The following is a 24,960-nucleotide window of genomic DNA, read 5'->3' as shown; positions in this document are numbered from 1 at the left end:
TTTTAACTGTATATACACTAGTATAGTATAATAAACAAGACAATAAATCAAGGATTTACTTAAGTTTATAGGCCATTTTAAATTAAATATTGGTAAAGATTGCACTAATAATAGTAACGATATAGAGCAAAATCTCCACCTTCAAGCATGAAAGCGGAGATTGTTTTTATTTCTTCAAAGTTTGTAGTCTTGGAACAATGGCTAGGGTTAGAACTGCGGAAATGACTAATTCGGCAATCGAATTTGTTGAGATAACAGTTGCTAGGAGTTTTTGGATATTCCCATCAAAAACATTTCCAAAAAGGTAGAAAATTCCACCAAGTACAAAGACTGTGTTGGTAAGTGAACCAAGGGCACCAGCTAGAATCAGACCAGTTTTATTTTTCATCAGTTTATAAACTAGATACGGAGTTAAACCAATCAAAATACGTGGGACGATGGCAATGATAGCTGAGTAGATGTTCCCGTTTGGTACAAATGGGGAGAAGAGGTAACTTGTCGGTAGAATTGTAATCGTGTTAACAGTTAAGCTAAGTAGCCCCATCAAAAATCCAAGTGTAACCCCAACGCGTGGACCGTAGATAATGCTGGCAATAATGACAGGAATATGAACGATGGTCGGTTTGATTGGGAATGGAAAAAGGTTAAAGATAAGTGAGCTCAGAAAGTGTATCACGAGCATGGTTGCAAAAAAGATAGCAATGGGTGCAATATTAGAGCGTTTTTTCATCGAGAGTTTCCTTTATTCTTTCTAAAATAATTGTGAGGTCAGCTAAAGCTCCTCGTCCGTGGTCTCCACAAGCTAGTAGGGATTCCTTAGGAGCAATCAGCTGATAGCCGTAGCTTTCTAATGTTTTCAGATTAGCCTGAGTTGCCGGATGGTCATACATTTTTGTATTCATTGCTGGTGCGATGAGTTTTGGGATATGACTTGGCAAGGCTAGAGCCGTACTGGTCACCATGTTGTCCGCAAAGCCGTGGGCTAGTTTTGCAATAGTGTTAGCAGTTGCAGGGGACACGATAAATAAATCTGCTTTTTTTCCAAGTTCGATATGATTGACTTGAGCAGGATAGGGTTCCTTCATGACATCCAAGTGGACGGAATTCTGTGAGAGTACCTGTAGTGTCAAAGGTTGAATAAACTTTGTAGCAGCATGAGTCATTAAGACAGTGACTTGATGACCTTGTTTTTTTAGAGAACTGACTAAATCTGCCGACTTGTAAGAGGCGATTGACCCCGTTACAGCCAAGAGAATGTTTGCCATAGCTTTCCTTTCTATGAATGATAGGTTTGAATTTTTTCAAGGAGGAGTTCTGCAATTTCTTCTTTAGTGTTAACCGTTTGAAGATAATCTTTCTCAACAAAGATTGCACGATGCTGGTTTGCTGAGATTTGAGTCAGGTCATTTGCAATGATTAAGTCTGCTTGGTTCTTGATAAGACTTTTTCTGGCAATCTCGATGAGATAATCCTCAGAGACATCAACCAACAGTTTGAAACCAATCAGATGAATAGCAGGATTCCACTCCTTGATTAGAGAGATGATTTTTGGTGTTTTTTTCAGGAACAAAACCTGAGCCTCGTCAGTTGAAGAAATCTTAGCTTGATGATTCTGCTTGCTTAAAAATTCTTCTAGATTGGAGCTAGCCTGAACCTCCTCAAGCCCTGTCATATAAACAGGAGTGTAGTCAGACACCGCCATTGAGTGAATCAAAATCTGATAGTCCTTAACACGTTCTTGCATTTCAAGAAGAAGGTCGTTTGTATTGTTAATTTCTCGAATGCTTAGGTTGGGATGGGTTTCTGGCTTCACGGCTCGTTTTGTTGTTATCAAACAAACTTCATGTCCTGCAGCCAGCAAGGTTTCTGTGATGATTTTCCCCAAGTGACCTGTAGAATGGTTAGTGATAGAGCGGACGCTATCGATGGCTTCACTGGTACCGCCCGATGTAACTAAAATTTTCATAGCACTATTGTACACAAAAATAAACGGTAAGTAAAATGAAAGCGATAAAATTTTGGTAAAAGGAAAGAGTATAGTTTCAAACTATAAATCCATATAAAAATTAAGAAAGAAGGCTATAATCCTTTAAAAACGCAAATTTTACGAACGTTAATAGAGTTCCTTTCTATTAAAAATCTGTTTTTTGTGTTATAATGAATTATCATATAAGAGGTTAGAGGAGTTTTGAATGAAAACAGATATTGAAATCGCACAGAGTATTGAGTTGAAGCCAATCGTTGATGTTGTAGAGAAACTTGGTATTTCTTACGACGATTTAGAGTTGTATGGAAAGTACAAGGCTAAGCTCAGCTTTGGTAAAATTCGTACAGTTGAGAGCAATCCAGTTGGGAAATTGATTCTGGTTACTGCCATCAACCCAACGCCAGCAGGTGAAGGAAAATCAACCATTACCATTGGTCTGGCGGATGCCTTGAATAAGATTGGCAAGAAAACAATGATTGCTATCCGCGAACCATCTCTTGGTCCAGTAATGGGTATCAAGGGTGGTGCTGCTGGTGGTGGTTATGCCCAAGTGTTACCAATGGAAGACATCAATCTCCACTTTACAGGGGACATGCATGCCATTACAACTGCTAACAACGCTCTTTCTGCCTTGATTGACAACCACTTGCACCAAGGGAATGAGTTGGGAATTGACCAACGTCGTATCCTCTGGAAACGTGTTGTGGACTTGAATGACCGTGCTCTTCGCCATGTGACCGTTGGACTTGGTGGCCCTCTAAATGGTATTCCACGTGAGGATGGCTTTGATATTACAGTTGCTTCCGAAATCATGGCCATTCTTTGCTTGGCAACGGACATCGAGGACTTGAAACGTCGTTTGGCTAATATCGTTATCGGTTATCGCTATGACCGTACACCTGTTTCTGTAGGTGATTTGCAGGTTGAGGGTGCTTTAGCATTGATTTTGAAGGATGCGATTAAGCCGAACCTGGTTCAAACAATTTACGGTACACCTGCCTTTGTACATGGTGGTCCATTTGCCAATATCGCTCATGGATGTAATTCAGTCTTGGCAACAAGCACAGCCCTTCACTTGGCTGATTACACAGTTACTGAAGCTGGTTTTGGTGCGGACCTTGGTGCTGAGAAATTCCTTGATATCAAGACGCCAAACTTGCCAACATCTCCAGATGCAGTTGTCATTGTCGCAACCCTTCGTGCTCTTAAGATGAATGGTGGTGTGGCTAAAGACGCTCTGACTGAAGAAAACGTAGAAGCTGTTCGTGTCGGTTTTGCTAACTTGAAACGCCATGTTGAAAATATCCGTAAATTTGGAGTACCTGCAGTTGTAGCCATCAATGAATTTGTCACTGATACTGAAGCAGAAATCGCAGCCTTGAAAGAACTTTGTGCCTCAATCGATGTACCAGTTGAATTGGCTAGTGTCTGGGCTGATGGTGCAGAAGGTGGAGTAGCACTTGCCGAAACAGTTGTTAAGACTATTGCTGAAACTCCAGCTAACTATAAACGTTTGTATGACAATGACCTTTCTGTCCAAGAAAAGATTGAAAAGATTGTTACTGAAATCTACCGTGGTAGCAAAGTAAATTTTGAGAAGAAAGCTCAAACGCAAATCGCTCAAATTGTTCAAAATGGTTGGGACAAATTGCCAATCTGTATGGCTAAGACCCAGTATAGCTTCTCAGATAATCCAAATGCACTTGGAGCACCTGAAAACTTTGAAATTACCATTCGCGAATTGGTGCCAAAATTAGGTGCAGGCTTTATCGTTGCCTTAACTGGCGATGTCATGACCATGCCAGGCCTACCAAAACGTCCAGCAGCCCTCAACATGGATGTTGAAAGCGATGGAACAGTATTAGGCTTGTTCTAATATATTGCAATTGACTTTAAATGAGTTTGGAAATACTATCCAAGCTCATTTTTTGCCTAGATATAAGGTCTTGTCTTCAGCTGATGAGAGAGTTGCCTTCTAGACGTAACCAGTCTAGGTCAAGATATTTTCCCTGAATTCTGATATAATAGAAATATTGACTTCAAGAGTAAGGAAGAGAAGATGAACGCATTATTAAATGGAATGAATGACCGTCAGGCTGAGGCGGTGCAAACGACAGAAGGACCCTTGTTGATTATGGCGGGGGCTGGTTCAGGAAAGACTCGTGTTTTGACCCACCGTATTGCTTATTTGATTGATGAAAAGCTGGTCAATCCATGGAATATCTTGGCCATTACCTTTACCAACAAGGCTGCGCGTGAGATGAAAGAGCGTGCTTATAGCCTCAATCCAGCGACTCAGGACTGTCTGATTGCGACCTTCCACTCCATGTGTGTGCGTATTTTGCGTCGTGATGCGGATCATATTGGCTACAACCGTAATTTTACTATTGTGGATCCTGGTGAACAGCGAACGCTCATGAAACGCATTCTCAAGCAGTTGAACTTGGATCCTAAAAAATGGAATGAACGAACGATTTTGGGGACTATTTCAAATGCTAAGAATGATTTGATTGATGATGTGGCTTATGCTGCCCAAGCTGGCGATATGTATACGCAAATCGTGGCCCAGTGTTATACAGCCTATCAAAAAGAACTGCGTCAGTCGGAGTCGGTTGACTTTGATGATTTGATTATGCTGACCCTGCGTCTCTTTGATCAAAATCCTGATGTTTTGACTTACTATCAACAGAAATTCCAATACATCCACGTTGATGAGTACCAAGATACCAACCACGCTCAGTACCAATTGGTCAAACTCTTAGCGTCTCGCTTTAAAAATATCTGTGTTGTTGGAGATGCGGACCAGTCTATTTACGGTTGGCGTGGTGCTGATATGCAGAATATCTTGGACTTTGAAAAGGATTATCCCCAAGCCAAGGTTGTTTTGTTGGAGGAGAATTACCGTTCCACTAAAACTATTCTCCAAGCGGCAAACGAGGTCATTAAAAATAATAAAAACCGCCGTCCTAAGAATCTCTGGACTCAAAATGCTGATGGGGAACAAATCGTTTACTATCGTGCCAATGATGAACTAGATGAGGCTGTATTTGTAGCCAGAACCATCGATGAACTTGGTCGGAGTCAAAAATTCCTTCACAAGGATTTTGCAGTTCTTTATCGTACTAATGCGCAGTCTCGTACTATTGAGGAAGCTCTGCTCAAGTCAAACATTCCTTACACCATGGTTGGCGGAACCAAGTTCTACAGCCGTAAGGAAATCCGAGATATTATCGCTTACCTCAACCTTATTGCCAATTTGAGTGACAATATCAGTTTTGAGCGCATTATCAACGAACCGAAGCGTGGAATTGGGCCAGGTACAGTTGAGAAAATCCGTGACTTTGCGAATATGCAAGACATGTCCATGCTAGATGCTTCTGCAAACATCATGTTGTCTGGTATCAAGGGTAAAGCAGCCCAGTCTATCTGGGATTTTGCAAATATGATGTTAGATTTACGAGAGCAGCTAGATCAATTAACTATTACAGAGTTGGTTGAGGCCGTCCTAGAAAAAACAGGTTATGTCGATATTCTTAATGCCCAAGCAACTCTGGAAAGTAAGGCTCGGGTTGAAAATATCGAAGAGTTTCTTTCTGTGACGAAAAACTTTGATGACACCTCTGATGGGCCAGAAGAAGAAACTGGTCTGGATAAACTGAGTCGTTTCTTAAATGATTTGGCCTTAATTGCAGACACAGATTCAGGTAGTCAGGAGACATCAGAAGTGACCCTGATGACCCTGCATGCTGCCAAAGGTCTTGAGTTTCCAGTTGTCTTTTTGATTGGGATGGAAGAAAATGTCTTCCCGCTTAGTCGTGCAGCTGAGGATCCAGATGAATTGGAAGAAGAACGCCGTCTGGCCTATGTAGGAATTACGCGTGCAGAGAAAATTCTCTATCTGACCAATGCCAACTCGCGCCTGCTTTTTGGTCGTACCAACTACAACCGTCCAACTCGTTTTATTAACGAAATCAGTTCAGACTTACTTGAGTATCAAGGTCTGGCTCGTCCAGCAAATACAAGCTTTAAGGCATCTTATAGCAGTGGTGGGGTTGCCTTCGGTCAAGGTATGAGTCTTGCGCAAGCTCTTCAAGACCGTAAACGCAGTGCGGCTCCAAGAACTATCCAATCAAGTGGTCTTCCATTTGGTCAATTTACAGCTGGCACAAAATCAGCGTCTAGTGAGACAAATTGGTCTATTGGTGATATTGCCCTCCACAAGAAATGGGGAGAGGGAACTGTTCTGGAAGTTTCAGGTAACGGAGCTACTCAGGAATTGAAAATCAATTTCCCAGAAGTAGGTTTGAAAAAACTTTTAGCCAGTGTGGCTCCAATTGAGAAAAAAATCTAATTTTTCATCCTTCTCACGAATAATAAAGTGAGGAGGATTTTTATGTATAGTATTTCATTTCAAGAAGATTCACTGTTGCCAAGAGAAAGGCTGGCCAAGGAAGGAGTTGAAGCGCTCAGTAATCAAGAGTTGCTAGCTATTTTACTCAGGACAGGAACACGGCAAGCTAATGTTTTTGAAATTGCCCAGAAAGTTTTGAACAACCTTTCAAGTCTAACGGATTTGAAAAAAATGACCCTGCAGGAATTGCAGAGCCTATCTGGTATAGGGCGAGTCAAGGCTATAGAATTGCAAGCTATGATTGAACTGGGGCATCGTATTCATAAACATGAGACCCTTGAGATGGAAAGTATTCTCAGCAGTCAAAAGTTGGCCAAGAAGATGCAGCAGGAGTTGGGACATAAAAAACAAGAGCACCTAGTGGCGCTCTATCTCAATACTCAAAATCAAATCATCCATCAACAGACCATTTTTATCGGTTCTGCCACTCGCAGTATTGCTGAACCGCGAGAGATTCTTCACTATGCCATCAAGCATATGGCGACCTCTCTTATCTTGGTTCACAATCATCCTTCAGGAGCGGTAGCCCCTAGCCGAAATGATGATCATGTTACTAAACTTGTCAAAGAAGCCTGCGACCTGATGGGGATTGTCCTCTTGGACCATTTGATTGTCTCTCATTCTAATTACTTTAGTTATCGTGAAAAGACGGATTTAATCTAAAGTTCATTAACGATATAGTCAAAGAGGTTTTTATCTTTGGGACGATTTTCAAATAGAAATTCTGGATGCCATTGGACACCGAGAAAGGCGACATCATCCGTACTCATGACAGCTTCAATGATACCATCTTTAGGATCATGAGCCGCAATCTTTAAATTTGGTGCTAAATCCTTGATGCTCTGATGGTGGAAGGAGTTGATATGGGAAATTTCTCCATAGATTTCTCGGAGAACGGTATCTGGTTCTGTCGCCAAGCGTTGGGTTGTATACTCGGCAGAACAATCCTGCCAATGGTCTTCGATATCTTGATACAAAGTTCCACCCATGGCAACGTTAAAGAGTTGGGTACCACGGCAGACAGAAAAAATTGGCTTTTTCTGTTTAATAGCTTCCTTGATGAGGGCCAGTTCAAAGATATCCCTTTGAAGGTGGTAGTCATCGCTATCGATAGTTTTTGGTTCACCATAGAATTTTGGATCAACATTTTGTCCACCTGTCAAGATGAGCTTGTCAATCATACTGATATAGTGGCAGGCCATTTCTTGATCACCAATCGGTAGGATGATGGGAATCCCTCCAGCATTTTTAACGCCTTCAACAAAGCCTTTTGCTGCGTAGCTCATCATGATGTCATCATCTGGATGAGTTTTTTCGTTTCCTGTAATCCCTATAACTGGTTTTTTCATAAAATGATTTTCGCTTTCTAATCCTCTTTTCGCATGAAGTAGAGGAGAGTTTGGAGTTCACTTGTCAAATCAACATACTGAACGACCACGTCTTTTGGTAAATGCAGATGGACTGGTGAAAAACTGAGAATTCCTTTCACTCCAGCATCCACTAAGAGATTGGCAACCTCTTGTGACTTGACGCTGGGAACGGTCAGGATAGCAGTTTTGACATCAGCATCCTTGATTTTATCCTTGATTTGAGAAATTCCATAAATGGGAATTCCATCAGGAGTTTGGGTCCCGACCTCAGGGTGGTCATCTAGATCAAAGGCCATGATAATCTTCATCTTGTTACGCTCGTGGAAGCGGTAGTGGAGAAGGGCATGGCCCATATTTCCAATACCTACCAGCATAACATTGGTGATGGAGTTATCATTGAGTAAATCGGCAAAAAACGTCATCAGTTTTTTGACATCATAGCCAAAACCACGACGACCTAGTTCACCAAAGTAGGAAAAATCACGACGTACGGTCGCTGAGTCAATCCCAATGGCCTCTGCAATTTGCTTAGAGTTGGCACGTTCAATCTTTTCTGAGTGAAATCTCTTAAAAATTCGATAGTAGAGAGAGAGTCTTTTCGCTGTAGCTTTTGGAATAGCAGACTGTTTATCTTTCACAAAATCACAACCTTTCTATTCTTCTATTTTATAGAAACATTGTGAAAAAATCAACAAAAACAATAAAAAACTAAGAAAAATCTTAGTTTTGATGTAAAAATTCTGTTTGTGATAGAAAACGGTAGAGGTCTTCGACCAGCCCTTGGTAAACTTCCTGTCCATTAAAGGTTAAAGAAGTCACATAAAGTGTATCTGGTAGGGTCACACAGCCTGACAAAGCTAGCATGAGAGCATCGTAATCTTCATACTTGAGAGTCCGCTCTACATGATAGCTATCCTTATAGGTTAATTTAAACATATGGGACCTATCTTTCAGATTTTGTAAAGACACCACGTTCTACCAAGCTATCCATGAGGAAGTAGAATTTTTCCTGATGAATGTGGTGGTCTTCTGATTTGAAAATATCAACTAGACGTAGCCCAAACTTGTCAGTGATATTGATTTTAGCACCTATAAGTTCCTTGTTAATGATGATTTTGAGTTGGAATCCCTCACCGCTGTTCGGAACTTTTTCCAAAAGGCGAGTCAATTCATAGTTACCAACCTTAGTCTCAAAAAAGGTGTTGTCTTTGAGGGTAAATTTCTTAACAGAAGGGCTAAGAGTGTAGTCGTAACGACAATTTTTTAACTGAATGGTTTTTTCAAATGCCATATGGCTAACCTCCGATAATTTCTTTTAAGGTTTTTGCGAGGGTTTCTAGGTCTTTAACAGTATTTTGTGGTGACAAACTGATGCGAACGGATTCCTTCAAGCGTTCTGAATTTGCGCCATACATGGCTTCAAGAACATGGCTGGATTGGACAATGCCTGCAGTACAGGCTGAGCCAGTAGAGATAGAAATTCCAGCCAAATCTAGACGAAGGAGTAAGAGGTCATTTTTCTGGCCAGGAAATCCAATATTGAGAACATAAGGGAGATGGTGTTCGCCTCTATTCAGGTAATACTGAACTCCCTCTAGCTCTGCCAGAAAGGCAGTTTCTAGATTTTGTACATGTTGAAAATTGTCTTCTTGTTTTTCTAGGTCTTCTTTTAGGGCTGCAACCATGCCTACGATGGCAGCCAGATTTTCAGTACCTGCACGTTTTTTCTGTTCTTGGTCTCCGCCATGTAGATAGGAATCAAAGTCCATGCTAGATGCATAGAGAAAACCGATTCCCTTAGGACCCTGGAACTTGTGGGCAGAAGCAGTGAGAAAATCAATGCCCAATTCTTCTGGGTGAATTGGTATTTTACCAATAGCCTGAACTGCATCGACATGATAGGCAGCAAGGTGTTGCTTGAGAATTTGGCCAATTTCAGCAATGGGCAGTAGGTTTCCTGTCTCATTATTGGCAAACATGGTAGAAACCAAAATCGTATCGTCACGTAAAGCATTTTGAATTTGTTGGGCTGTGATTTCTTGATTTTCTGGCTGGATAATGGTTGCTTCAAACCCAAAGTGTTGAACCAAGTAATCAATGGTTTCAAGGACAGCATGGTGCTCAATAGCAGTTGTGATGATATGTTTTCCTCGTTCTTGGTGACGAAGGCAGTAGCCAATGATGGCAGTATTGTTGCCTTCAGTCCCGCCAGAAGTGAAAAAGATATGTTGAGGTTTTGTCCCCAGTAACTGGGCTAGTTCCTGACGAGCTTCTCTCAAGAGTTTACCAGCTTGACGACCATGACCATGAATACTAGAAGGGTTTCCATGGGTTTCTTGCATAACCTTGGTCATCGCTGAAATAGCAACTGCCGACATGGGAGTCGTTGCAGCATTGTCCAAATAAATCAAAGAATCACCTTATTTCTTTTTGTTATAGCCAAAGAGTGGGCTGACTGGTTTTCTTTCGTGGATACGGACGATAGCATCACCAATTAACTCACTAGCAGTGATGTAGCATACGTTTTTAGGAGTTTTTTCTTTTGTTGCTACTGAATCAGTCACAAGAATTTCTTTAATCTTAGTATTGTCAAGAAGTTCATCAGCACCTTCAACGAAGAGGCCGTGGCTAGAAACAGCATAAATTTCTGTAGCCCCTTCACGTTCAACGATTTTGGCAGCTTCAGAGAAGGTACGTCCTGTATTTAAAATGTCATCAATCAAGATGGCTTTTTTACCTGCAACATCACCGATGATATAGCCTTCGTTGCGAGTTGCATCGTCTTGAGGGTAGTCGATAATGGCGATAGGAGCATCAAGATATTCAGCCAGGCTACGAGCACGTTTAACCCCTGAATTTTTAGGGCTAACGACAACAACATCTGAACCTCTTAATCCTTTATCACAGTAGTGTTTAGCAAAGAGAGGAACAGTGTAAAGATTATCTACAGGAATATCAAAGAAACCTTGTACTTGAACTGCATGTAAGTCGAGGGTAAGGACACGATCTACACCAGCTTTAACTAGCATGTTAGCAACTAGTTTAGCTGTTAGTGGTTCTCTAGATGATGCGATTCTATCTTGGCGTGCATAGCCAAAATACGGAAGGACAACGTTGATACTGTGGGCACTTGCACGCACACAAGCATCAACCATAATTAATAATTCCATTAGGTGGTTGTTAACAGGGAAACTTGTAGATTGGATGATGTAAACATCGTAACCACGGACACTCTCTTCGATATTAACTTGGATCTCTCCGTCAGAAAATTGACGTGATGATAGTTTTCCAAGTGGGACACCAACAGCTTGAGCAATTTTCTGTGCAATCTCTTGGTTAGAATTGAGTGCGAAAAGTTTCATGTTTTTTTTATCTGACATTATAGACCGTCCTCTGTAAACTTTATAAATCCTAGTTATATCTGTCTTACCTATATGAACTGGGATTTTTGTATTTTTATCTTTTCTATTTTACCAAAAAATAGAGATTATTTCAGCTATTTTTCATGCTTTTGACAAATCGGACCAATTTTGAGGGAGATTTTTGATAGGAAATCTGATTTTCCTCTAAAAATTGTTGGAAATCCTGTTTGCCTTGCTCGTGATTTTCAACTTCAAGCTCTAATTCGTAATCTGTTATATCAAAGTATTGACTCTCATCCAGCGCCATGAGACCAATAGCTGTCTTCATTTCATAGCGAAGCGTTGTGAGACAACCTAGTACCTGCCAGTTCTTGCTTTGGATGCCATGTTTAGCCAATTCATCGAGCACAAGCCCCTGAGGGAGTTCTTCCTTGGTCAGATAGTTTTCAGCATCTTTTAGTTGCAATTTTTGGTTGTACTCCATGTTTCCAATACTTTGCGAGACTTTGAGAGTCAATTCTGCCCAGTCTTCAAAGGTTCGAATGCGCATAGCAACTTTCTTTTCTCGCAGTTCAAAATCAGGCGTGTCGATGTAGTAATTTTTTTGAAGGACAGGAGTGACACCTGTGAACTGGTCTTTTAGACGATTGTATTCATCTTTTTTCAAGAGTGTTTTCAATTCAATTTCTAAATGTTTCAATTTTCTTACCTTTTCTTTATCTATGAAAGCGGATTATATGATATAATAGCTTTGTATTTATTGTATATGAATCTGGAGAAAAAATCAAAGATATTTTTGAAGGATAATATGAGAACAAGGGAGAATATATGACCTTAGAATGGGAAGAATTTCTAGATCCTTACATTCAAGCTGTTGGTGAGTTAAAGATTAAACTACGTGGTATTCGCAAGCAATATCGCAAGCAAAATAAGCATTCTCCTATTGAGTTTGTGACGGGTCGAGTCAAGCCGATTGAGAGCATCAAGGAAAAAATGGCTCGGCGTGGCATTACTTATGCGACCTTGGAACACGATTTGCAAGATATTGCTGGTTTGCGTGTGATGGTTCAGTTTGTAGATGACGTTAAGGAAGTAGTGGAGATTTTGCGCAAACGTCAGGATATGCGGATCATACAGGAGCGAGATTACATTACTCATCGAAAAGCATCGGGCTACCGTTCCTATCACGTGGTAGTAGAATATACGGTTGATACCATTAATGGAGCCAAGACCATTTTGGCGGAAATTCAAATTCGTACCTTGGCCATGAATTTTTGGGCAACGATAGAACATTCTCTCAACTACAAGTACCAAGGGGATTTCCCAGAGGAGATAAAGAAGCGACTGGAAATCACGGCCAAGATTGCCCATCAGTTGGATGAAGAAATGGGTAAAATTCGAGATGATATCCAGGAAGCCCAGGCCCTTTTTGATCCTTTGAGTAGAAAATTAAATGACGGTGTAGGAAACAGTGACGATACAGATGAAGAATACAGGTAAACGAATTGACCTGATAGCAAATAGAAAACCACAGAGTCAAAGGGTTTTGTATGAATTGCGAGATCGTTTGAAGAGAAATCAGTTTATACTCAATGATACCAATCCGGACATTGTCATTTCCATCGGTGGGGATGGTATGCTCTTGTCGGCCTTTCATAAGTACGAAAACCAGCTTGACAAGGTCCGCTTTATCGGTGTTCACACTGGACATTTGGGCTTCTATACGGACTACCGTGATTTTGAGTTGGACAAGCTAGTGACTAATTTGCAGCTAGATACCGGAGCAAGAGTCTCTTACCCTGTTCTGAATGTGAAGGTCTTTCTTGAAAATGGGGAAGTGAAGATTTTCAGAGCACTAAATGAAGCCAGTATCCGCAGGTCTGATCGAACTATGGTGGCGGATGTTGTGATTAACGGTGTCCACTTTGAACGTTTTCGTGGAGATGGGCTAACAGTTTCGACACCGACTGGTAGCACAGCCTATAACAAGTCGCTTGGTGGAGCTGTTTTACACCCAACCATTGAAGCTTTGCAATTAACGGAAATTGCTAGCCTTAACAATCGTGTTTATCGAACGCTGGGTTCATCCATTATTGTTCCTAAGAAGGATAAGATTGAACTTATCCCGACGAGAAACGATTACCATACTATTTCGGTTGACAATAGCGTTTATTCCTTCCGCAATATTGAACGAATTGAGTATCAAATCGACCATCATAAGATTCACTTTGTTGCATCACCGAGCCACACCAGTTTCTGGAACCGTGTTAAGGATGCTTTCATTGGCGAGGTGGATGAATGAGGTTTGAATTTATCGCAGATGAGCATATCAAGGTTAAGACCTTCTTAAAAAAGCATGAGGTTTCTAAGGGACTGCTGGCTAAGGTTAAGTTTCGAGGCGGAGCTATCCTGGTCAATGATCAACCACAAAATGCAACCTATCTATTGGATATTGGAGACCGCGTTGCCATTGATATTCCCGCTGAGGAAGGCTTTGAAACTCTCGAAGCTATTGAGAGACCATTAGACATTCTCTATGAGGATGATCATTTTCTAGTCTTAAACAAACCCTATGGAGTGGCTTCTATTCCTAGTGTTAATCACTCCAATACCATCGCTAATTTTATCAAGGGTTACTACGTCAAGCAAAACTATGAAAATCAGCAGGTTCACATTGTGACCAGACTTGATAGAGATACTTCTGGCTTGATGCTCTTTGCCAAGCACGGCTATGCCCACGCACGATTAGACAAGCAGCTGCAGAAGAAGTCCATTGAAAAACGCTACTTTGCTTTGGTTAAAGGTGATGGACACTTGGAGTCAGAGGGGGAAATTATTGCCCCGATTGCTCGTGATGAAGACTCTATTATCACTAGAAGAGTAGCTAAAGGTGGGAAGTACGCTCATACTTCCTACAAGATTGTCGCTTCCTATGGAAGTATTCACTTGGTCGACATTCGCCTGCACACTGGGCGAACCCACCAAATCCGAGTCCATTTTTCTCATATCGGTTTTCCTTTGTTGGGAGATGACTTGTACGGTGGTAGTCTAGATGATGGAATTCAGCGCCAAGCCCTACATTGCCATTACCTATCCTTCTATCATCCATTTTTAGAGCAAGACTTGCAGTTAGAAAGTCCCTTGCCGGATGATTTTAGCAACCTTATTACCCAGTTATCAACTAATACTCTATAAAAACTGATTCAGAGTATAATTATTATCTTAAAGGAGAAAACTCATGGAAGTTTTTGAAAGTCTTAAAGCCAACTTGGTTGGTAAAAATGCTCGTATCGTTCTCCCTGAAGGGGAAGAACCTCGTATTCTTCAAGCGACTAAACGCCTGGTAAAAGAAACAGAAGTGATTCCTGTTTTGCTTGGAAATCCTGAAAAAATTAGAATCTATATTGAAATAGAAGGTATTGAGGACGGTTATGAAGTTATCGACCCTCAACACTACGATAAATTTGAAGAAATGGTTGCTGCCTTGGTAGAACGTCGCAAGGGCAAAATATCTGAAGAAGATGCACGCAAAGTTTTGGTTGAAGATGTCAACTACTTTGGTGTTATGTTGGTTTACTTGGGCTTGGTTGATGGAATGGTGTCAGGAGCGATTCACTCAACAGCTTCAACAGTTCGTCCAGCCCTTCAAATCATTAAAACTCGTCCAAATGTAACGCGTACTTCAGGTGCCTTCCTCATGGTTCGTGGCTCTGAACGTTATCTATTTGGAGACTGTGCCATTAACATCAATCCAGATGCAGAAGCTTTGGCTGAAATTGCAATCAACTCAGCAATTACAGCTAAGATGTTTGGAATCGAGCCTAAAATTGCTATGCTAAGCTATTCTACTAAAGGTTCAGGATTTGGAGAAAGCGTTGATAAGGTTGTTGAAGCAACTAAAATTGCTCACAACTTGCGCCCTGACCTTGAAATCGATGGTGAGTTGCAATTTGATGCGGCCTTCGTTCCAGAAACTGCAGCTCTAAAAGCTCCTGGAAGTACGGTAGCTGGTCAAGCCAATGTCTTCATCTTCCCAGGTATCGAGGCAGGAAATATCGGCTACAAGATGGCTGAGCGTCTTGGTGGTTTTGCAGCTGTTGGTCCTGTTTTGCAAGGTTTGAACAAGCCAGTTAACGACCTTTCTCGTGGATGTAATGCTGATGATGTTTACAAGTTGACCCTTATCACAGCAGCTCAAGCGGTTCATCAATAAGATTTAGTCCTCTTTCCTTTGGGAAGAGGCTTTTTATACTCAATGAAAATCAAAGAGCAAACTAGGAAACTAGCCGCAGGTTGCTCAAAGCACTGCTTTGAGGTTGCAGATAAGACTGACGAAGTCAGCTCAAAACACTGTTTTGAGGTTGTGGATAGAACTGACGAAGTCAGTAACATATATACGGCAAGGCGAAGCTGACGTGGTTTGAAGAGATTTTCAAAGAGTATTAATACTAGGAAAAGGACAGTTAGAGTCTTCTGTGTTATACTAGAGATATGGTTAGATTTGAAAGAATACGGTATCGTCATGTGGCCGGATGAGAAGATTGTTTCTTTCCGTAAGAAACTTCTTGCCTGGTATGATGAAAACAAAAGAGATTTACCCTGGCGTAGAAGTAAAAATCCTTATCATATCTGGGTATCTGAAATTATGCTCCAGCAAACCAGGGTGGATACAGTTATTCCATATTACGAACGATTCTTGGACTGGTTTCCAACAGTAGAAAGTTTGGCGAATGCGCCTGAAGAACGTTTGTTGAAGGCCTGGGAAGGTTTGGGTTACTATTCTCGAGTTCGTAATATGCAGACTGCAGCCCAGCAGATTATGACGGACTTTGGTGGCCAATTTCCAAACACCTATGAAGGAATTTCCAGCTTGAAAGGGATTGGTCCTTATACAGCAGGAGCCATTTCCAGTATTGCTTTTAACTTGACTGAGCCAGCTGTAGATGGTAATGTTATGCGAGTGTTGGCCCGTCTATTTGAAGTCAACCACGATATTGGGATTCCAAGTAATCGTAAGATTTTTCAGGCAATGATGGAAATCTTGATTGACCCAGAAAAGCCTGGTGACTTTAACCAAGCCTTGATGGACTTGGGCTCAGATATTGAGGCTCCTGTAAATCCCAGACCAGAAGAAAGTCCAGTTAAGGACTTTAGTGCGGCATATCAGAATGGAACCATGGACAGTTATCCAATCAAGGTTCCCAAGAAAAATCCTGTCTCAATTTATCTTAAAGCCTTGGTGGTTAAAAATACTCAGGGACAGTTTTTACTTGAAAAAAATGAAAGTGAAAAGCTATTGGCAGGTTTTTGGCATTTCCCCTTGATAGAAGTTGATAACTTTTCGCAAGAAGAGCAGTTTGACCTCTTTCATCAGATTGCAGAAGAAAGTGTGAACTCTGGTCCCAGTCCAGAGGAGAGTTTTCAGCAAGACTATGGCTTAGATGTTGATTGGCTTGATGCTTATTTTAAAATGGTTAAGCATGTCTTTAGTCATCGTAAATGGCATGTTCAAATTGTAGCAGGTCAGGTGAGTGACTTCCATGATTTTTCAGATAGGGAAGTTCGCTGGCTTTCACCAGAAGAATTTAAGAATTACCCACTTGCCAAACCCCAACAAAAAATCTGGCAGGCTTATGCACAAACCAACTTAGACTCAATGAAAATCAAAGAGCAAACTAGGAAACTAGCCGCAGGCTGTACTTGAGTACGGCAAGGCGACGTTGACGCGGTTTGAATTTGATTTTCGAAGAGTATTAGACAGTAGCAAAGACTAGCTATTATGTCTTCTTGCTATTTTTTTGGTATAATAGTAGAGAAAAAGGTGAACAAATGAAAAAAATATTAATTGTAGATGATGAAAAACCAATCTCGGATATTATCAAGTTTAATATGACCAAGGAAGGTTACGAGGTTGTAACTGCTTTTAACGGTCGTGAAGCACTAGAGCAATTTGAAGCAGAGCAACCAGATATTATTATTCTGGATTTGATGCTGCCGGAAATTGATGGTTTAGAAGTTGCTAAGACTATTCGCAAGACTAGTAGTGTACCTATTATCATGCTTTCTGCTAAAGATACCGAATTTGATAAGGTTATCGGTTTAGAGCTTGGGGCGGATGACTATGTAACCAAACCCTTCTCAAATCGTGAGTTGCAGGCGCGTGTTAAAGCTCTTCTTCGTCGCACGGACTTGGTTTCTGTAGATAATCAAGAATCAGATGAAAAGAAAACCCAACCCTTGCAATTTGGGGACTTGGAGATTGTTCCAGATGCCTATGTAGCTAAGAAATACGGTGAAGAACTAGATCTAACCCACCGTGAATTTGAACTCTTGTATCATTTGGCTTCTCATATAGGTCAAGTTATTACGCGTGAACACTTGCTTGAAACGGTCTGGGGTTATGATTATTTCGGTGATGTTCGAACAGTTGACGTGACTATCAGACGTTTACGTGAGAAGATTGAAGATACACCAAGTCGTCCTGAGTATATTCTAACACGTCGCGGTGTTGGTTATTATATGAGAAATAATGATTAAATTAATAAAAGATACCGTTTTAACCAGTGATTCTATCTTTATCCTTATTCTACTTGGCTTTATTTTAGTGGTGACCTTGCTTTTACTAGAAAATCGTCGGGATAATATTCGGTTGAAGCAGATTAACCAAAAAGTTAAAGACCTGATTACAGGAGATTATTCTCAGGTATTGGATATGCAGGGAAGTTCTGAAATCACTAATATTACCAATAATCTCAATGATTTATCAGAAGTAATTCGCTTGACTCAAGAAAATCTGGAACAAGAGAGTAAACGATTGAATAGTATCCTCTCATACATGACAGATGGTGTCCTTGCTACCAATCGTCGTGGCCAGATTACCATGATTAATGACATGGCTAAGAAACAGCTAGGCGTTCAGAAGGAAGATGTTCTTAATAAAAGTATTCTAGAATTGCTTGAGATTGTAGATGAGTATGAACTTCGTGATTTGATTACCCAAATTCCTGAACTCATGATTGATTCTCAGGATGCCAATGGTGAATATCTGAGCCTTCGTGTACGCTTTGCCTTGGTTCGTCGAGAATCAGGCTTCATTTCTGGTCTGGTTGCAGTTTTACACGATACGACGGAGCAGGAGAAGGAAGAGCGCGAACGAAGACTCTTTGTTTCTAACGTTAGTCATGAGCTACGGACGCCCCTAACTAGTGTAAAATCCTATCTTGAAGCTTTGGACGAGGGTGCCTTGTCAGAACCTGTCGCTCCAGACTTTATTAAAGTATCTCTAGATGAAACCAACCGTATGATGAGGATGGTAACAGACCTTCTTCATCTTTCACGTATTGATAATGCAACCAGTCACCTAGATGTGGAATTGATTAACTTTACTGCTTTTATTACCTTTATCCTCAACCGTTTTGATCAGATAAGAGGGCAGGATGAAGAGAAGAAATACGAACTGGTGAGAGATTACCCAATTACCTCAGTCTGGATAGAGATAGATACAGATAAGATGACACAGGTGATTGATAATATTCTTAACAATGCCATCAAGTATTCGCCAGATGGTGGAAAAATCACAGTGACCATGAAGACGACTGATGATCAGATGATTTTATCTATTTCAGACCAAGGATTGGGTATTCCTAAGCAGGATTTACCACGTATTTTTGACCGTTTTTATCGTGTGGATCGTGCTAGAAGTCGTGCCCAAGGAGGTACTGGTTTAGGACTAGCTATTGCTAAAGAGATTATCAAACAACATAATGGTTTTATTTGGGCCAAGAGTGAATATGGTAAGGGATCAACCTTCACCATTGTACTCCCTTATGATAAGGATGCAGTGAAAGAAGAAGTATGGGAGGACGAAGTAGAAGACTAGAATGAGTGAAACAGGCTTTAAATACAGTATTTTAGCGTCGGGTTCCAGTGGAAATTCCTTTTATCTGGAAACCCCAAAAAAGAAACTTTTAGTGGATGCAGGCTTGTCAGGCAAAAAAATCACCAGCCTACTTGCTGAAATTAATCGCAAGCCAGAAGATTTGGATGCTATCTTGATTACCCATGAGCATTCAGATCATATCCATGGAGTAGGCGTTTTGGCTCGCAAGTATGGTATGGATCTTTATGCCAATGAAAAGACCTGGCAGGCTATGGAAAATAGCAAGTATCTTGGCAAGGTGGATTCTTCGCAAAAGCATATCTTTGAAATGGGCAAAACTAAAACCTTTGGAGATATCGACATCGAGAGTTTTGGTGTTAGCCATGATGCAGTCGCACCTCAGTTTTATCGCTTTATGAAGGATGATAAGAGTTTTGTCATACTGACTGATACAGGTTATGTTAGTGACCGTATGGCAGGGATTGTCGAAAATGCGGATGGTTATCTTATCGAGTCCAATCATGATGTAGAGATTTTGCGAGCAGGTTCTTACGCTTGGCGACTCAAACAACGAATCCTATCTGACCTCGGTCACCTTTCTAACGAGGACGGTGCTGAGGCCATGATTCGTACCTTAGGAAACCGCACTAAAAAAATCTATCTTGGGCATTTATCTAAGGAGAACAATATCAAGGAACTGGCTCATATGACCATGGTCAATCAGCTAGCACAAGCTGATCTGGGAGTTGGAGTAGACTTTAAGGTTTATGATACCTCACCGGATACCGCAACACCATTGACAGATATATAAAAAAGAAGGCAAGTGCCTTCTTTTTTATATCTTTTACAATCCTGCGAAGTCTTTGATTTCTTGTGCTGACATTGAAGAGTCGCAACGGACATTGATTTGTCCATCTGCAACGTGAACAAAGCCTGGTACAGTTGGGATTCCATAGCGTGAGCGGAATGCTTGCAACTCATTGAGTTGGCTTGGTTCTTCACTATTGATGAAGTAGATGTTAGCTTTAGTTTCAGCTACGACACCTGCCAAAGTACCTGCAAATTTACGGCAGTAAGGGCAAGTTTTGCGACCGATAAAGAAAGTTGCAGTTTCTTTATTATCAAGAGCTTCTTGCGCACGCGCAACTGTAGTGACTTCAAGGTCTTTGATATTATCTAAAAATTGTTCCATGAGATTACCTCGCTTTCATTGATATGTCTAGTATGCCATAAAGTTTCTAAAATTGCTTAGATTTGATACGAAAAAAAGATGAGATTGATTTGTCTCATCTTTAATAGGATTTTATTTTACAAAAGCATTGATTTCTGCTTCGATGTTAGCAATTTTAGCTTGTGATTCTTCGTTGGTTTCACCTACAACTGCAATGTAGAACTTGATTTTTGGTTCTGTACCTGATGGGCGAACGGCAATCCATGAACCGTCAGCAAGTGTATATTTCAACACATCACTTGGAGGAGTTGTCAAGTTTGTAACAGTTCCGTCAGCAGCAGTAGCAGTTTGTGCCTTGAAGTCTTCTACGACAGTGATAGCTGTTGCATTCCATTCTTTTGGAGCATTGTTACGGAATTTAGCCATAATCGCTTTGATTTGTTCAGCACCATCGACACCTGAAAGGGTAACAGAGATAGTCTTTTCTGCGTAGTAGCCGTACTCTTTGTAAATTTCTTCGATACCATCAGCAAGTGTCAAACCGCGTGAACGGTAGTAGGCAGCAAGTTCAGCAACGACAAGAACGGCTTGAATAGCGTCTTTATCACGTACGAATGGTTTAATCAAGTAACCGAAGCTTTCTTCAAATCCCATCATGTATGTGTGATTGTGTTGTTCTTCGAATTCTTGGATTTTCTCAGCGATAAATTTGAAACCTGTCAAAACGTTGAACATGGTTGCGCCGTAGCTTTCAGCAATTTTCGTTACCAAGTCAGTTGATACGATCGATTTGCAAAGAGCTGCGTTTTCTGGAAGAGTTCCAGCGTTTTTGTGGGCTTCCAAGATGTATTTAGCCATGATAGCACCGATTTGGTTACCTGAAAGGTTGAGGTAGCTACCATCTTTTTGAAGGACTTCAACACCAACACGGTCAGCATCAGGGTCAGTTGCCACAAGAACGTCTGCACCAACTTGACGACCAAGTTCTTCAGCAAGAGCAAAGGCTGCTTGGCTTTCTGGGTTTGGAGATTTTACAGTTGAGAAGTCAGGGTCAGCAGTTGCTTGCGCTTCAACGACTTGAACAGAGTCAAATCCTGCTTGGGCAAGAGCACGACGAGCCAACATCTCACCAGTACCATGAAGTGGTGTGTAGACAATTTTCATGTCTTTACCGAATTCTTCAATCAAGGCTGGGTTGATGTTAACGTCCTTAACTTCTTTGAGGTATTCTACGTCAACAGCTTCGCCGATAACTTCAATCAAGCCAGAAGCTTTTTCAGCTTCGACATCAGCAACTTCAACTGCAAATGGATTTTCGATTGCACGGATATAAGTAGTCAAAGCGTCCGCGTCGTGTGGAGGCATTTGTCCACCGTCTTCACCGTAAACCTTGTAACCGTTAAATGGAGCAGGGTTGTGGCTGGCTGTGACCATGATACCTGCGAAACAGTTGAGGTGACGAACTGCAAATGATAGTTCTGGAGTTGGACGAAGGCTTTCAAATACGTAAGATTTGATGCCGTGTTTAGCAAGAACTGCTGCAGATTCAAAGGCAAACTCAGGTGAGAAGTGACGGCTATCGTAGGCAATTGCTACACCACGTTCTTTTTCATTTCCACCTTTTGACTCAATCAAACGAGCCAATCCTTCAGTAGCTTGGCGAACAACGTAGATGTTGATGCGGTTTGTACCAGCACCAATCAAGCCACGCATACCTGCAGTACCAAATTCAAGATTTGTATAGAAGGCATCTTCCTTAGTTTTTTCGTTCATATTTTCCAAATCTTGACGAAGATAGTCAGGAAGATCCGCAAAATCAACCCATTTCTGGTAATTTTCTTGGTAAGACATTGAAATTCTCCTTTTTGTAAATTGTTTTAATCGTTTACATTATAGCACTTTTTAGCGTTTTAGTAAAACGGTAGCATAATTTTCAGAAAAGTAGTGTCATATGCCGGTTTATCAAGTCTTGAATGCCTTAGGGAAACATGCTATACTACTTGTATGATTATTTTACAAGCTAATAAAATTGAACGTTCTTTTGCAGGAGAGGTTCTTTTTGATAATATCAACCTACAGGTTGATGAACGAGATCGGATTGCACTTGTTGGGAAAAATGGTGCAGGGAAGTCTACTCTTTTGAAGATTTTAGTTGGAGAAGAGGAGCCGACTAGTGGAGAAATCAATAAGAAAAAAGATATTTCTCTGTCTTACCTAGCTCAAGATAGCCGTTTTGAGTCTGAAAATACCATCTACGATGAGATGCTTCATGTCTTTGATGACTTACGTCGAACGGAGAAACAACTTCGTCAGATGGAGTTGGAGATGGGAGAAAAGTCTGGTGAGGATTTGAATAAGCTGATGTCAGATTACGACCGCTTATCTGAGAATTTTCGCCAAGCAGGTGGTTTCACTTATGAAACTGATATTCGAGCGATTTTGAATGGATTCAAGTTTGATGAATCTATGTGGAAGATGAAAATTGCTGAGCTTTCAGGTGGTCAAAATACTCGTTTGGCACTGGCCAAAATGCTCCTTGAAAAGCCCAATCTCTTGGTATTGGACGAGCCAACCAACCACTTGGATATTGAAACCATTGCCTGGCTAGAGAATTACTTGGTAAACTATAGCGGCGCACTCATTATTGTCAGTCACGACCGTTATTTCTTGGATAAGGTTGCGACAATTACGCTAGATTTGACCAAGCATTCTTTGGATCGCTATGTGGGTAATTATTCTCGTTTTGTCGAGTTAAAGGAGCAAAAGCTAGCTACTGAGGCAAAAAACTATGAAAAGCAGCAGAAGGAGATTGCTACTCTAGAAGACTTTGTCAATCGTAATCTAGTCCGAGCTTCAACGACCAAACGTGCCCAATCTCGCCGTAAACAATTGGAAAAAATGGAGCGTTTGGACAAGCCTGAAGCTGGCAAGAAATCTGCCAATATGACCTTCCAGTCTGAAAAAACGTCGGGTAATGTTGTTTTGACTGTTGAAAATGCAGCTATTGGCTATGATGGGGAAGTACTGTCAGAGCCTATCAACTTAGACCTTCGTAAGATGAATGCTGTCGCCATCGTTGGTCCAAATGGAATCGGCAAGTCAACCTTTATCAAATCAATCGTGGATCAGATTCCTTTTATCAAGGGTGAAAAGAGATTTGGCGCCAATGTTGAGGTTGGTTACTATGACCAGACGCAAAGCAAGCTGACACCAAGTAATACGGTACTGGATGAACTCTGGAATGATTTTAAACTGACACCAGAAGTTGAAATCCGTAACCGTCTAGGTGCCTTCCTTTTCTCAGGAGATGATGTTAAAAAATCAGTTGGCATGCTGTCTGGTGGCGAGAAAGCGCGTTTGCTTTTGGCTAAACTCTCTATGGAAAACAACAACTTTTTGATCCTTGACGAGCCAACCAACCACTTGGATATTGATAGCAAGGAAGTGTTGGAAAATGCCTTGATTGACTTTGATGGAACCTTGCTTTTTGTCAGCCACGACCGTTACTTTATCAATCGTGTGGCAACTCATGTTTTAGAATTATCTGAGAATGGTTCGACTCTCTATCTTGGAGATTATGACTACTATGTTGAGAAGAAAGCAGAAGTAGAAATGAGTCAGACAGAGGGAGCTTCAACCAGCAATCAAGCAAAAGAACCGAGCCCAGTCAATGATTATCAAGCCCAGAAAGAAAGCCAAAAAGAAGTTCGCAAGCTCATGAGACAAATCGAAAGTCTAGAAACTGAAATCGAAGAGTTAGAAAGTCAAAGTCAAGCCATTTCTAAACAAATGTTGGAGACAAACGATGCCGGTAAACTCATGGAATTGCAGGCTGAACTGGACAAAATCAGCCACCGTCAGGAAGAAGCGATGCTTGAGTGGGAAGAATTATCAGAACAGGTGTAAAGATGGAAAATCTAGGAAAAGTATTTCGTGAATTTCGGACAAGTGGAAATTATTCTTTAAAGGAGGCGGCAGGCGGGTCCTGTTCAACTTCTCAGTTATCTCGCTTTGAGCTTGGGGAGTCTGACCTAGCAGTCTCACGTTTCTTTGAGCTTTTGGATAACATTCATGTCACAATCGAAAATTTCATGGACAAGGCAAGGAATTTTCATAATCATGAACATGTTGCTATGATGGGACAAATTGTACCCCTTTACTATTCAAATGATATTGTAGGTTTTCAAAAGCTTCAAAGGGAACAACTTGAAAAGGCTAAGAGTTCGACGAATCCCCTTTATTTTGAGCTGAACTGGATTTTGATGCAAGGTCTGATTTGTCAAAGAGATTCGAGTTATGAGATGAAGCAGGATGATTTGGATAAGGTAGCAGATTATCTCTTCAAAACAGAAGAATGGACCATGTATGAGTTGATTCTTTTCGGTAACCTCTATAGTTTCTACGATGTGGATTATGTCACTCGGATTGGTAGAGAAGTTATGGAGAGGGAGGAATTTTACCTAGAGATTGGTCGCCATAAGAGATTAGTGTTGATTTTGGCCCTCAATTGTTATCAACATTGTTTAGAGCATCTTTCTTTTGATAATGCTAGTTATTTCGAGGCTTATACAGAGAAGATTATTGGTAAAGGTATTAAGCTTTATGAGCGTAATATTTTTCATTATTTAAAAGGCTTTGCCTTCTATCAAAAAGGACAGTGTAAAGAAGGTTGTAAGCAAATGCAAGAGGCCATGCATATTTTTGATGTGTTAGGTCTTCCTGAGCAAGTAGCCTACTATCAGGAACACTACGAAAAATTTGTCAAAGATTAATTTTCCCA

The 24,960-nt window shown here is 40.9% G+C and carries 25 protein-coding genes; 13 read left to right on the top strand and 12 right to left on the bottom strand.

All coding sequences use genetic code 11. The annotated features are described in order from the left end of the window. Positions 1 to 166: 166 nt before the first annotated feature. From SMI_RS06055 to coaB, 3 genes are read right to left on the bottom strand one after another with little or no spacing between them, the layout of a single operon-like run. The gene (locus SMI_RS06055) at positions 167 to 730 is read right to left on the bottom strand and encodes an ECF transporter S component (RefSeq protein WP_000747412.1); all 564 of its coding nucleotides are present in this window, start codon (positions 728 to 730) and stop codon (positions 167 to 169) included. Then, positions 714 to 1,265, bottom strand: a complete 552-nt coding sequence (gene coaC / locus SMI_RS06050; protein WP_001284123.1) for a phosphopantothenoylcysteine decarboxylase — start codon at positions 1,263 to 1,265, stop codon at positions 714 to 716. The genes SMI_RS06055 and coaC overlap by 17 nt, the downstream gene beginning before the upstream one ends. Positions 1,266 to 1,276: 11 nt before the next feature. Continuing rightward, the gene (gene coaB, locus SMI_RS06045; protein WP_000699485.1) at positions 1,277 to 1,966 is read right to left on the bottom strand and encodes a phosphopantothenate--cysteine ligase; all 690 of its coding nucleotides are present in this window, start codon (positions 1,964 to 1,966) and stop codon (positions 1,277 to 1,279) included. Between the two features lie 226 nt (positions 1,967 to 2,192). On the opposite strand from coaB, the gene SMI_RS06040 reads away from it, so the two are divergent. The 3 genes from SMI_RS06040 (at position 2,193) to radC (ending at position 7,061) form a co-directional block, all read left to right on the top strand. Continuing rightward, positions 2,193 to 3,863, top strand: a complete 1,671-nt coding sequence (locus SMI_RS06040; protein ID WP_000845298.1) for a formate--tetrahydrofolate ligase — start codon at positions 2,193 to 2,195, stop codon at positions 3,861 to 3,863. A gap of 183 nt (positions 3,864 to 4,046) precedes the next feature. After that, positions 4,047 to 6,338 carry a DNA helicase PcrA gene (gene pcrA / locus SMI_RS06035; protein ID WP_000992872.1) on the top strand — a complete coding sequence of 764 codons (2,292 nt, stop codon included), beginning with the start codon at positions 4,047 to 4,049 and terminating at the stop codon, positions 6,336 to 6,338. Between the two features lie 42 nt (positions 6,339 to 6,380). Then, the gene (radC, locus tag SMI_RS06030; RefSeq protein WP_000286917.1) at positions 6,381 to 7,061 is read left to right on the top strand and encodes a RadC family protein; all 681 of its coding nucleotides are present in this window, start codon (positions 6,381 to 6,383) and stop codon (positions 7,059 to 7,061) included. Here radC and SMI_RS06025 read toward each other — a convergent pair. The 7 genes from SMI_RS06025 to SMI_RS05995 all read right to left on the bottom strand — a co-directional run bounded on the left by SMI_RS06025 (position 7,058) and on the right by SMI_RS05995 (position 11,830). Next, positions 7,058 to 7,747 (bottom strand): gamma-glutamyl-gamma-aminobutyrate hydrolase family protein, encoded by a 690-nt coding sequence (locus SMI_RS06025; RefSeq protein WP_000743346.1) that lies wholly within the window; start codon positions 7,745 to 7,747, stop codon positions 7,058 to 7,060. The genes radC and SMI_RS06025 overlap by 4 nt on opposite strands. A 17-nt stretch (positions 7,748 to 7,764) precedes the next feature. Then, complete coding sequence (locus SMI_RS06020) at positions 7,765 to 8,406, bottom strand: redox-sensing transcriptional repressor Rex (protein ID WP_000653421.1); 642 nt, start codon at positions 8,404 to 8,406, stop codon at positions 7,765 to 7,767. An 82-nt stretch (positions 8,407 to 8,488) separates the two neighbouring features. Next, on the bottom strand, positions 8,489 to 8,704 hold the full coding sequence (locus SMI_RS06015) for a DUF4649 family protein (protein ID WP_000475612.1): 216 nt from the start codon (positions 8,702 to 8,704) through the stop codon (positions 8,489 to 8,491). 7 nt (positions 8,705 to 8,711) lie between these two features. Next, complete coding sequence (locus SMI_RS06010) at positions 8,712 to 9,059, bottom strand: DUF1831 domain-containing protein (RefSeq protein WP_000863538.1); 348 nt, start codon at positions 9,057 to 9,059, stop codon at positions 8,712 to 8,714. Between the two features lie 4 nt (positions 9,060 to 9,063). Next, complete coding sequence (locus tag SMI_RS06005; protein ID WP_000639654.1) at positions 9,064 to 10,179, bottom strand: cysteine desulfurase family protein; 1,116 nt, start codon at positions 10,177 to 10,179, stop codon at positions 9,064 to 9,066. A gap of 9 nt (positions 10,180 to 10,188) precedes the next feature. After that, positions 10,189 to 11,148, bottom strand: coding sequence for a ribose-phosphate diphosphokinase (locus SMI_RS06000; protein ID WP_001280886.1), 960 nt, complete (start codon positions 11,146 to 11,148; stop codon positions 10,189 to 10,191). Positions 11,149 to 11,260: 112 nt separating this feature from the next. Continuing rightward, positions 11,261 to 11,830 carry a CYTH domain-containing protein gene (locus tag SMI_RS05995; protein WP_000681283.1) on the bottom strand — a complete coding sequence of 190 codons (570 nt, stop codon included), beginning with the start codon at positions 11,828 to 11,830 and terminating at the stop codon, positions 11,261 to 11,263. A gap of 128 nt (positions 11,831 to 11,958) precedes the next feature. Between SMI_RS05995 and SMI_RS05990 the strand changes: the two genes are divergently transcribed. From SMI_RS05990 to SMI_RS05955, 8 genes are all read left to right on the top strand, one after another. Then, complete coding sequence (locus tag SMI_RS05990; RefSeq protein WP_000171682.1) at positions 11,959 to 12,630, top strand: GTP pyrophosphokinase; 672 nt, start codon at positions 11,959 to 11,961, stop codon at positions 12,628 to 12,630. Then, positions 12,614 to 13,432: an NAD kinase gene (locus SMI_RS05985; protein WP_000799056.1), complete on the top strand. Its 819-nt coding sequence runs from the start codon at positions 12,614 to 12,616 to the stop codon at positions 13,430 to 13,432. Before SMI_RS05990 ends, SMI_RS05985 begins: the two co-directional genes overlap by 17 nt. After that, the gene (locus SMI_RS05980; RefSeq protein ID WP_001209981.1) at positions 13,429 to 14,325 is read left to right on the top strand and encodes an RluA family pseudouridine synthase; all 897 of its coding nucleotides are present in this window, start codon (positions 13,429 to 13,431) and stop codon (positions 14,323 to 14,325) included. The genes SMI_RS05985 and SMI_RS05980 overlap by 4 nt, the downstream gene beginning before the upstream one ends. Before the next feature lie 43 nt (positions 14,326 to 14,368). Continuing rightward, entirely contained in the window at positions 14,369 to 15,343 is a 975-nt protein-coding gene (pta, locus tag SMI_RS05975; RefSeq protein WP_000451589.1) for a phosphate acetyltransferase, read from the top strand. A gap of 309 nt (positions 15,344 to 15,652) precedes the next feature. Then, positions 15,653 to 16,834 carry an A/G-specific adenine glycosylase gene (gene mutY / locus SMI_RS05970; RefSeq protein ID WP_000267474.1) on the top strand — a complete coding sequence of 394 codons (1,182 nt, stop codon included), beginning with the start codon at positions 15,653 to 15,655 and terminating at the stop codon, positions 16,832 to 16,834. 125 nt (positions 16,835 to 16,959) lie between these two features. Next, entirely contained in the window at positions 16,960 to 17,667 is a 708-nt protein-coding gene (gene yycF, locus SMI_RS05965) for a response regulator YycF (protein ID WP_000722073.1), read from the top strand. Further along, entirely contained in the window at positions 17,660 to 19,009 is a 1,350-nt protein-coding gene (gene vicK, locus SMI_RS05960; RefSeq protein ID WP_000593410.1) for a cell wall metabolism sensor histidine kinase VicK, read from the top strand. The genes yycF and vicK overlap by 8 nt, the downstream gene beginning before the upstream one ends. A gap of 1 nt (position 19,010) precedes the next feature. Beyond that, the gene (locus tag SMI_RS05955) at positions 19,011 to 19,820 is read left to right on the top strand and encodes an MBL fold metallo-hydrolase (RefSeq protein ID WP_000004959.1); all 810 of its coding nucleotides are present in this window, start codon (positions 19,011 to 19,013) and stop codon (positions 19,818 to 19,820) included. A gap of 33 nt (positions 19,821 to 19,853) precedes the next feature. Here the strand turns inward: SMI_RS05955 and SMI_RS05950 are convergent, their stop codons facing one another. Further along, a complete protein-coding gene (locus SMI_RS05950) occupies positions 19,854 to 20,201 on the bottom strand; it encodes a thiol reductase thioredoxin (protein ID WP_000434642.1) in 348 nt (115 codons plus the stop codon). Between the two features lie 111 nt (positions 20,202 to 20,312). After that, the gene (locus tag SMI_RS05945) at positions 20,313 to 22,031 is read right to left on the bottom strand and encodes a phospho-sugar mutase (protein ID WP_000121684.1); all 1,719 of its coding nucleotides are present in this window, start codon (positions 22,029 to 22,031) and stop codon (positions 20,313 to 20,315) included. A gap of 153 nt (positions 22,032 to 22,184) precedes the next feature. Here SMI_RS05945 and SMI_RS05940 point away from each other — a divergent pair, with 153 nt between their 5' ends. Both SMI_RS05940 and SMI_RS05935 read left to right on the top strand, forming a co-directional pair. Next, a complete protein-coding gene (locus tag SMI_RS05940; RefSeq protein WP_000584867.1) occupies positions 22,185 to 24,086 on the top strand; it encodes an ABC-F family ATP-binding cassette domain-containing protein in 1,902 nt (633 codons plus the stop codon). A gap of 2 nt (positions 24,087 to 24,088) precedes the next feature. Next, a complete protein-coding gene (locus SMI_RS05935) occupies positions 24,089 to 24,952 on the top strand; it encodes a transcriptional regulator (RefSeq protein ID WP_000429209.1) in 864 nt (287 codons plus the stop codon). Positions 24,953 to 24,960 lie beyond the last annotated feature (8 nt).

This window comes from Streptococcus mitis B6, from assembly GCF_000027165.1.
In the GTDB taxonomy this organism is placed as follows: Bacteria; Bacillota; Bacilli; order Lactobacillales; family Streptococcaceae; genus Streptococcus; species Streptococcus mitis_AR.
Note: the sequence above shows the minus strand (reverse complement) of the source record. Positions and strands in the feature narration are given on the sequence as shown.

What these genes read in the sequence shown, in the direction of transcription:
- coaB (WP_000699485.1), bottom strand. Translation starts at nt 1,966, where the DNA reads ATGAAAATTTTAGTTACATCGGGCGGTACCAGTGAAGCCATCGATAGC.
- SMI_RS05935 (WP_000429209.1), top strand. Translation starts at nt 24,089, where the DNA reads ATGGAAAATCTAGGAAAAGTATTTCGTGAATTTCGGACAAGTGGAAAT.
- SMI_RS05980 (WP_001209981.1), top strand. Translation starts at nt 13,429, where the DNA reads ATGAGGTTTGAATTTATCGCAGATGAGCATATCAAGGTTAAGACCTTC.
- yycF (WP_000722073.1), top strand. Translation starts at nt 16,960, where the DNA reads ATGAAAAAAATATTAATTGTAGATGATGAAAAACCAATCTCGGATATT.
- SMI_RS05990 (WP_000171682.1), top strand. Translation starts at nt 11,959, where the DNA reads ATGACCTTAGAATGGGAAGAATTTCTAGATCCTTACATTCAAGCTGTT.
- coaC (WP_001284123.1), bottom strand. Translation starts at nt 1,265, where the DNA reads ATGGCAAACATTCTCTTGGCTGTAACGGGGTCAATCGCCTCTTACAAG.
- SMI_RS05940 (WP_000584867.1), top strand. Translation starts at nt 22,185, where the DNA reads ATGATTATTTTACAAGCTAATAAAATTGAACGTTCTTTTGCAGGAGAG.
- SMI_RS06000 (WP_001280886.1), bottom strand. Translation starts at nt 11,148, where the DNA reads ATGTCAGATAAAAAAAACATGAAACTTTTCGCACTCAATTCTAACCAA.
- SMI_RS05955 (WP_000004959.1), top strand. Translation starts at nt 19,011, where the DNA reads ATGAGTGAAACAGGCTTTAAATACAGTATTTTAGCGTCGGGTTCCAGT.
- SMI_RS06025 (WP_000743346.1), bottom strand. Translation starts at nt 7,747, where the DNA reads ATGAAAAAACCAGTTATAGGGATTACAGGAAACGAAAAAACTCATCCA.
- SMI_RS06010 (WP_000863538.1), bottom strand. Translation starts at nt 9,059, where the DNA reads ATGGCATTTGAAAAAACCATTCAGTTAAAAAATTGTCGTTACGACTAC.
- SMI_RS06055 (WP_000747412.1), bottom strand. Translation starts at nt 730, where the DNA reads ATGAAAAAACGCTCTAATATTGCACCCATTGCTATCTTTTTTGCAACC.
- mutY (WP_000267474.1), top strand. Translation starts at nt 15,653, where the DNA reads ATGTGGCCGGATGAGAAGATTGTTTCTTTCCGTAAGAAACTTCTTGCC.
- vicK (WP_000593410.1), top strand. Translation starts at nt 17,660, where the DNA reads ATGATTAAATTAATAAAAGATACCGTTTTAACCAGTGATTCTATCTTT.
- radC (WP_000286917.1), top strand. Translation starts at nt 6,381, where the DNA reads ATGTATAGTATTTCATTTCAAGAAGATTCACTGTTGCCAAGAGAAAGG.
- SMI_RS06015 (WP_000475612.1), bottom strand. Translation starts at nt 8,704, where the DNA reads ATGTTTAAATTAACCTATAAGGATAGCTATCATGTAGAGCGGACTCTC.
- SMI_RS06040 (WP_000845298.1), top strand. Translation starts at nt 2,193, where the DNA reads ATGAAAACAGATATTGAAATCGCACAGAGTATTGAGTTGAAGCCAATC.
- SMI_RS05945 (WP_000121684.1), bottom strand. Translation starts at nt 22,031, where the DNA reads ATGTCTTACCAAGAAAATTACCAGAAATGGGTTGATTTTGCGGATCTT.
- pcrA (WP_000992872.1), top strand. Translation starts at nt 4,047, where the DNA reads ATGAACGCATTATTAAATGGAATGAATGACCGTCAGGCTGAGGCGGTG.
- SMI_RS05985 (WP_000799056.1), top strand. Translation starts at nt 12,614, where the DNA reads ATGAAGAATACAGGTAAACGAATTGACCTGATAGCAAATAGAAAACCA.
- pta (WP_000451589.1), top strand. Translation starts at nt 14,369, where the DNA reads ATGGAAGTTTTTGAAAGTCTTAAAGCCAACTTGGTTGGTAAAAATGCT.
- SMI_RS05950 (WP_000434642.1), bottom strand. Translation starts at nt 20,201, where the DNA reads ATGGAACAATTTTTAGATAATATCAAAGACCTTGAAGTCACTACAGTT.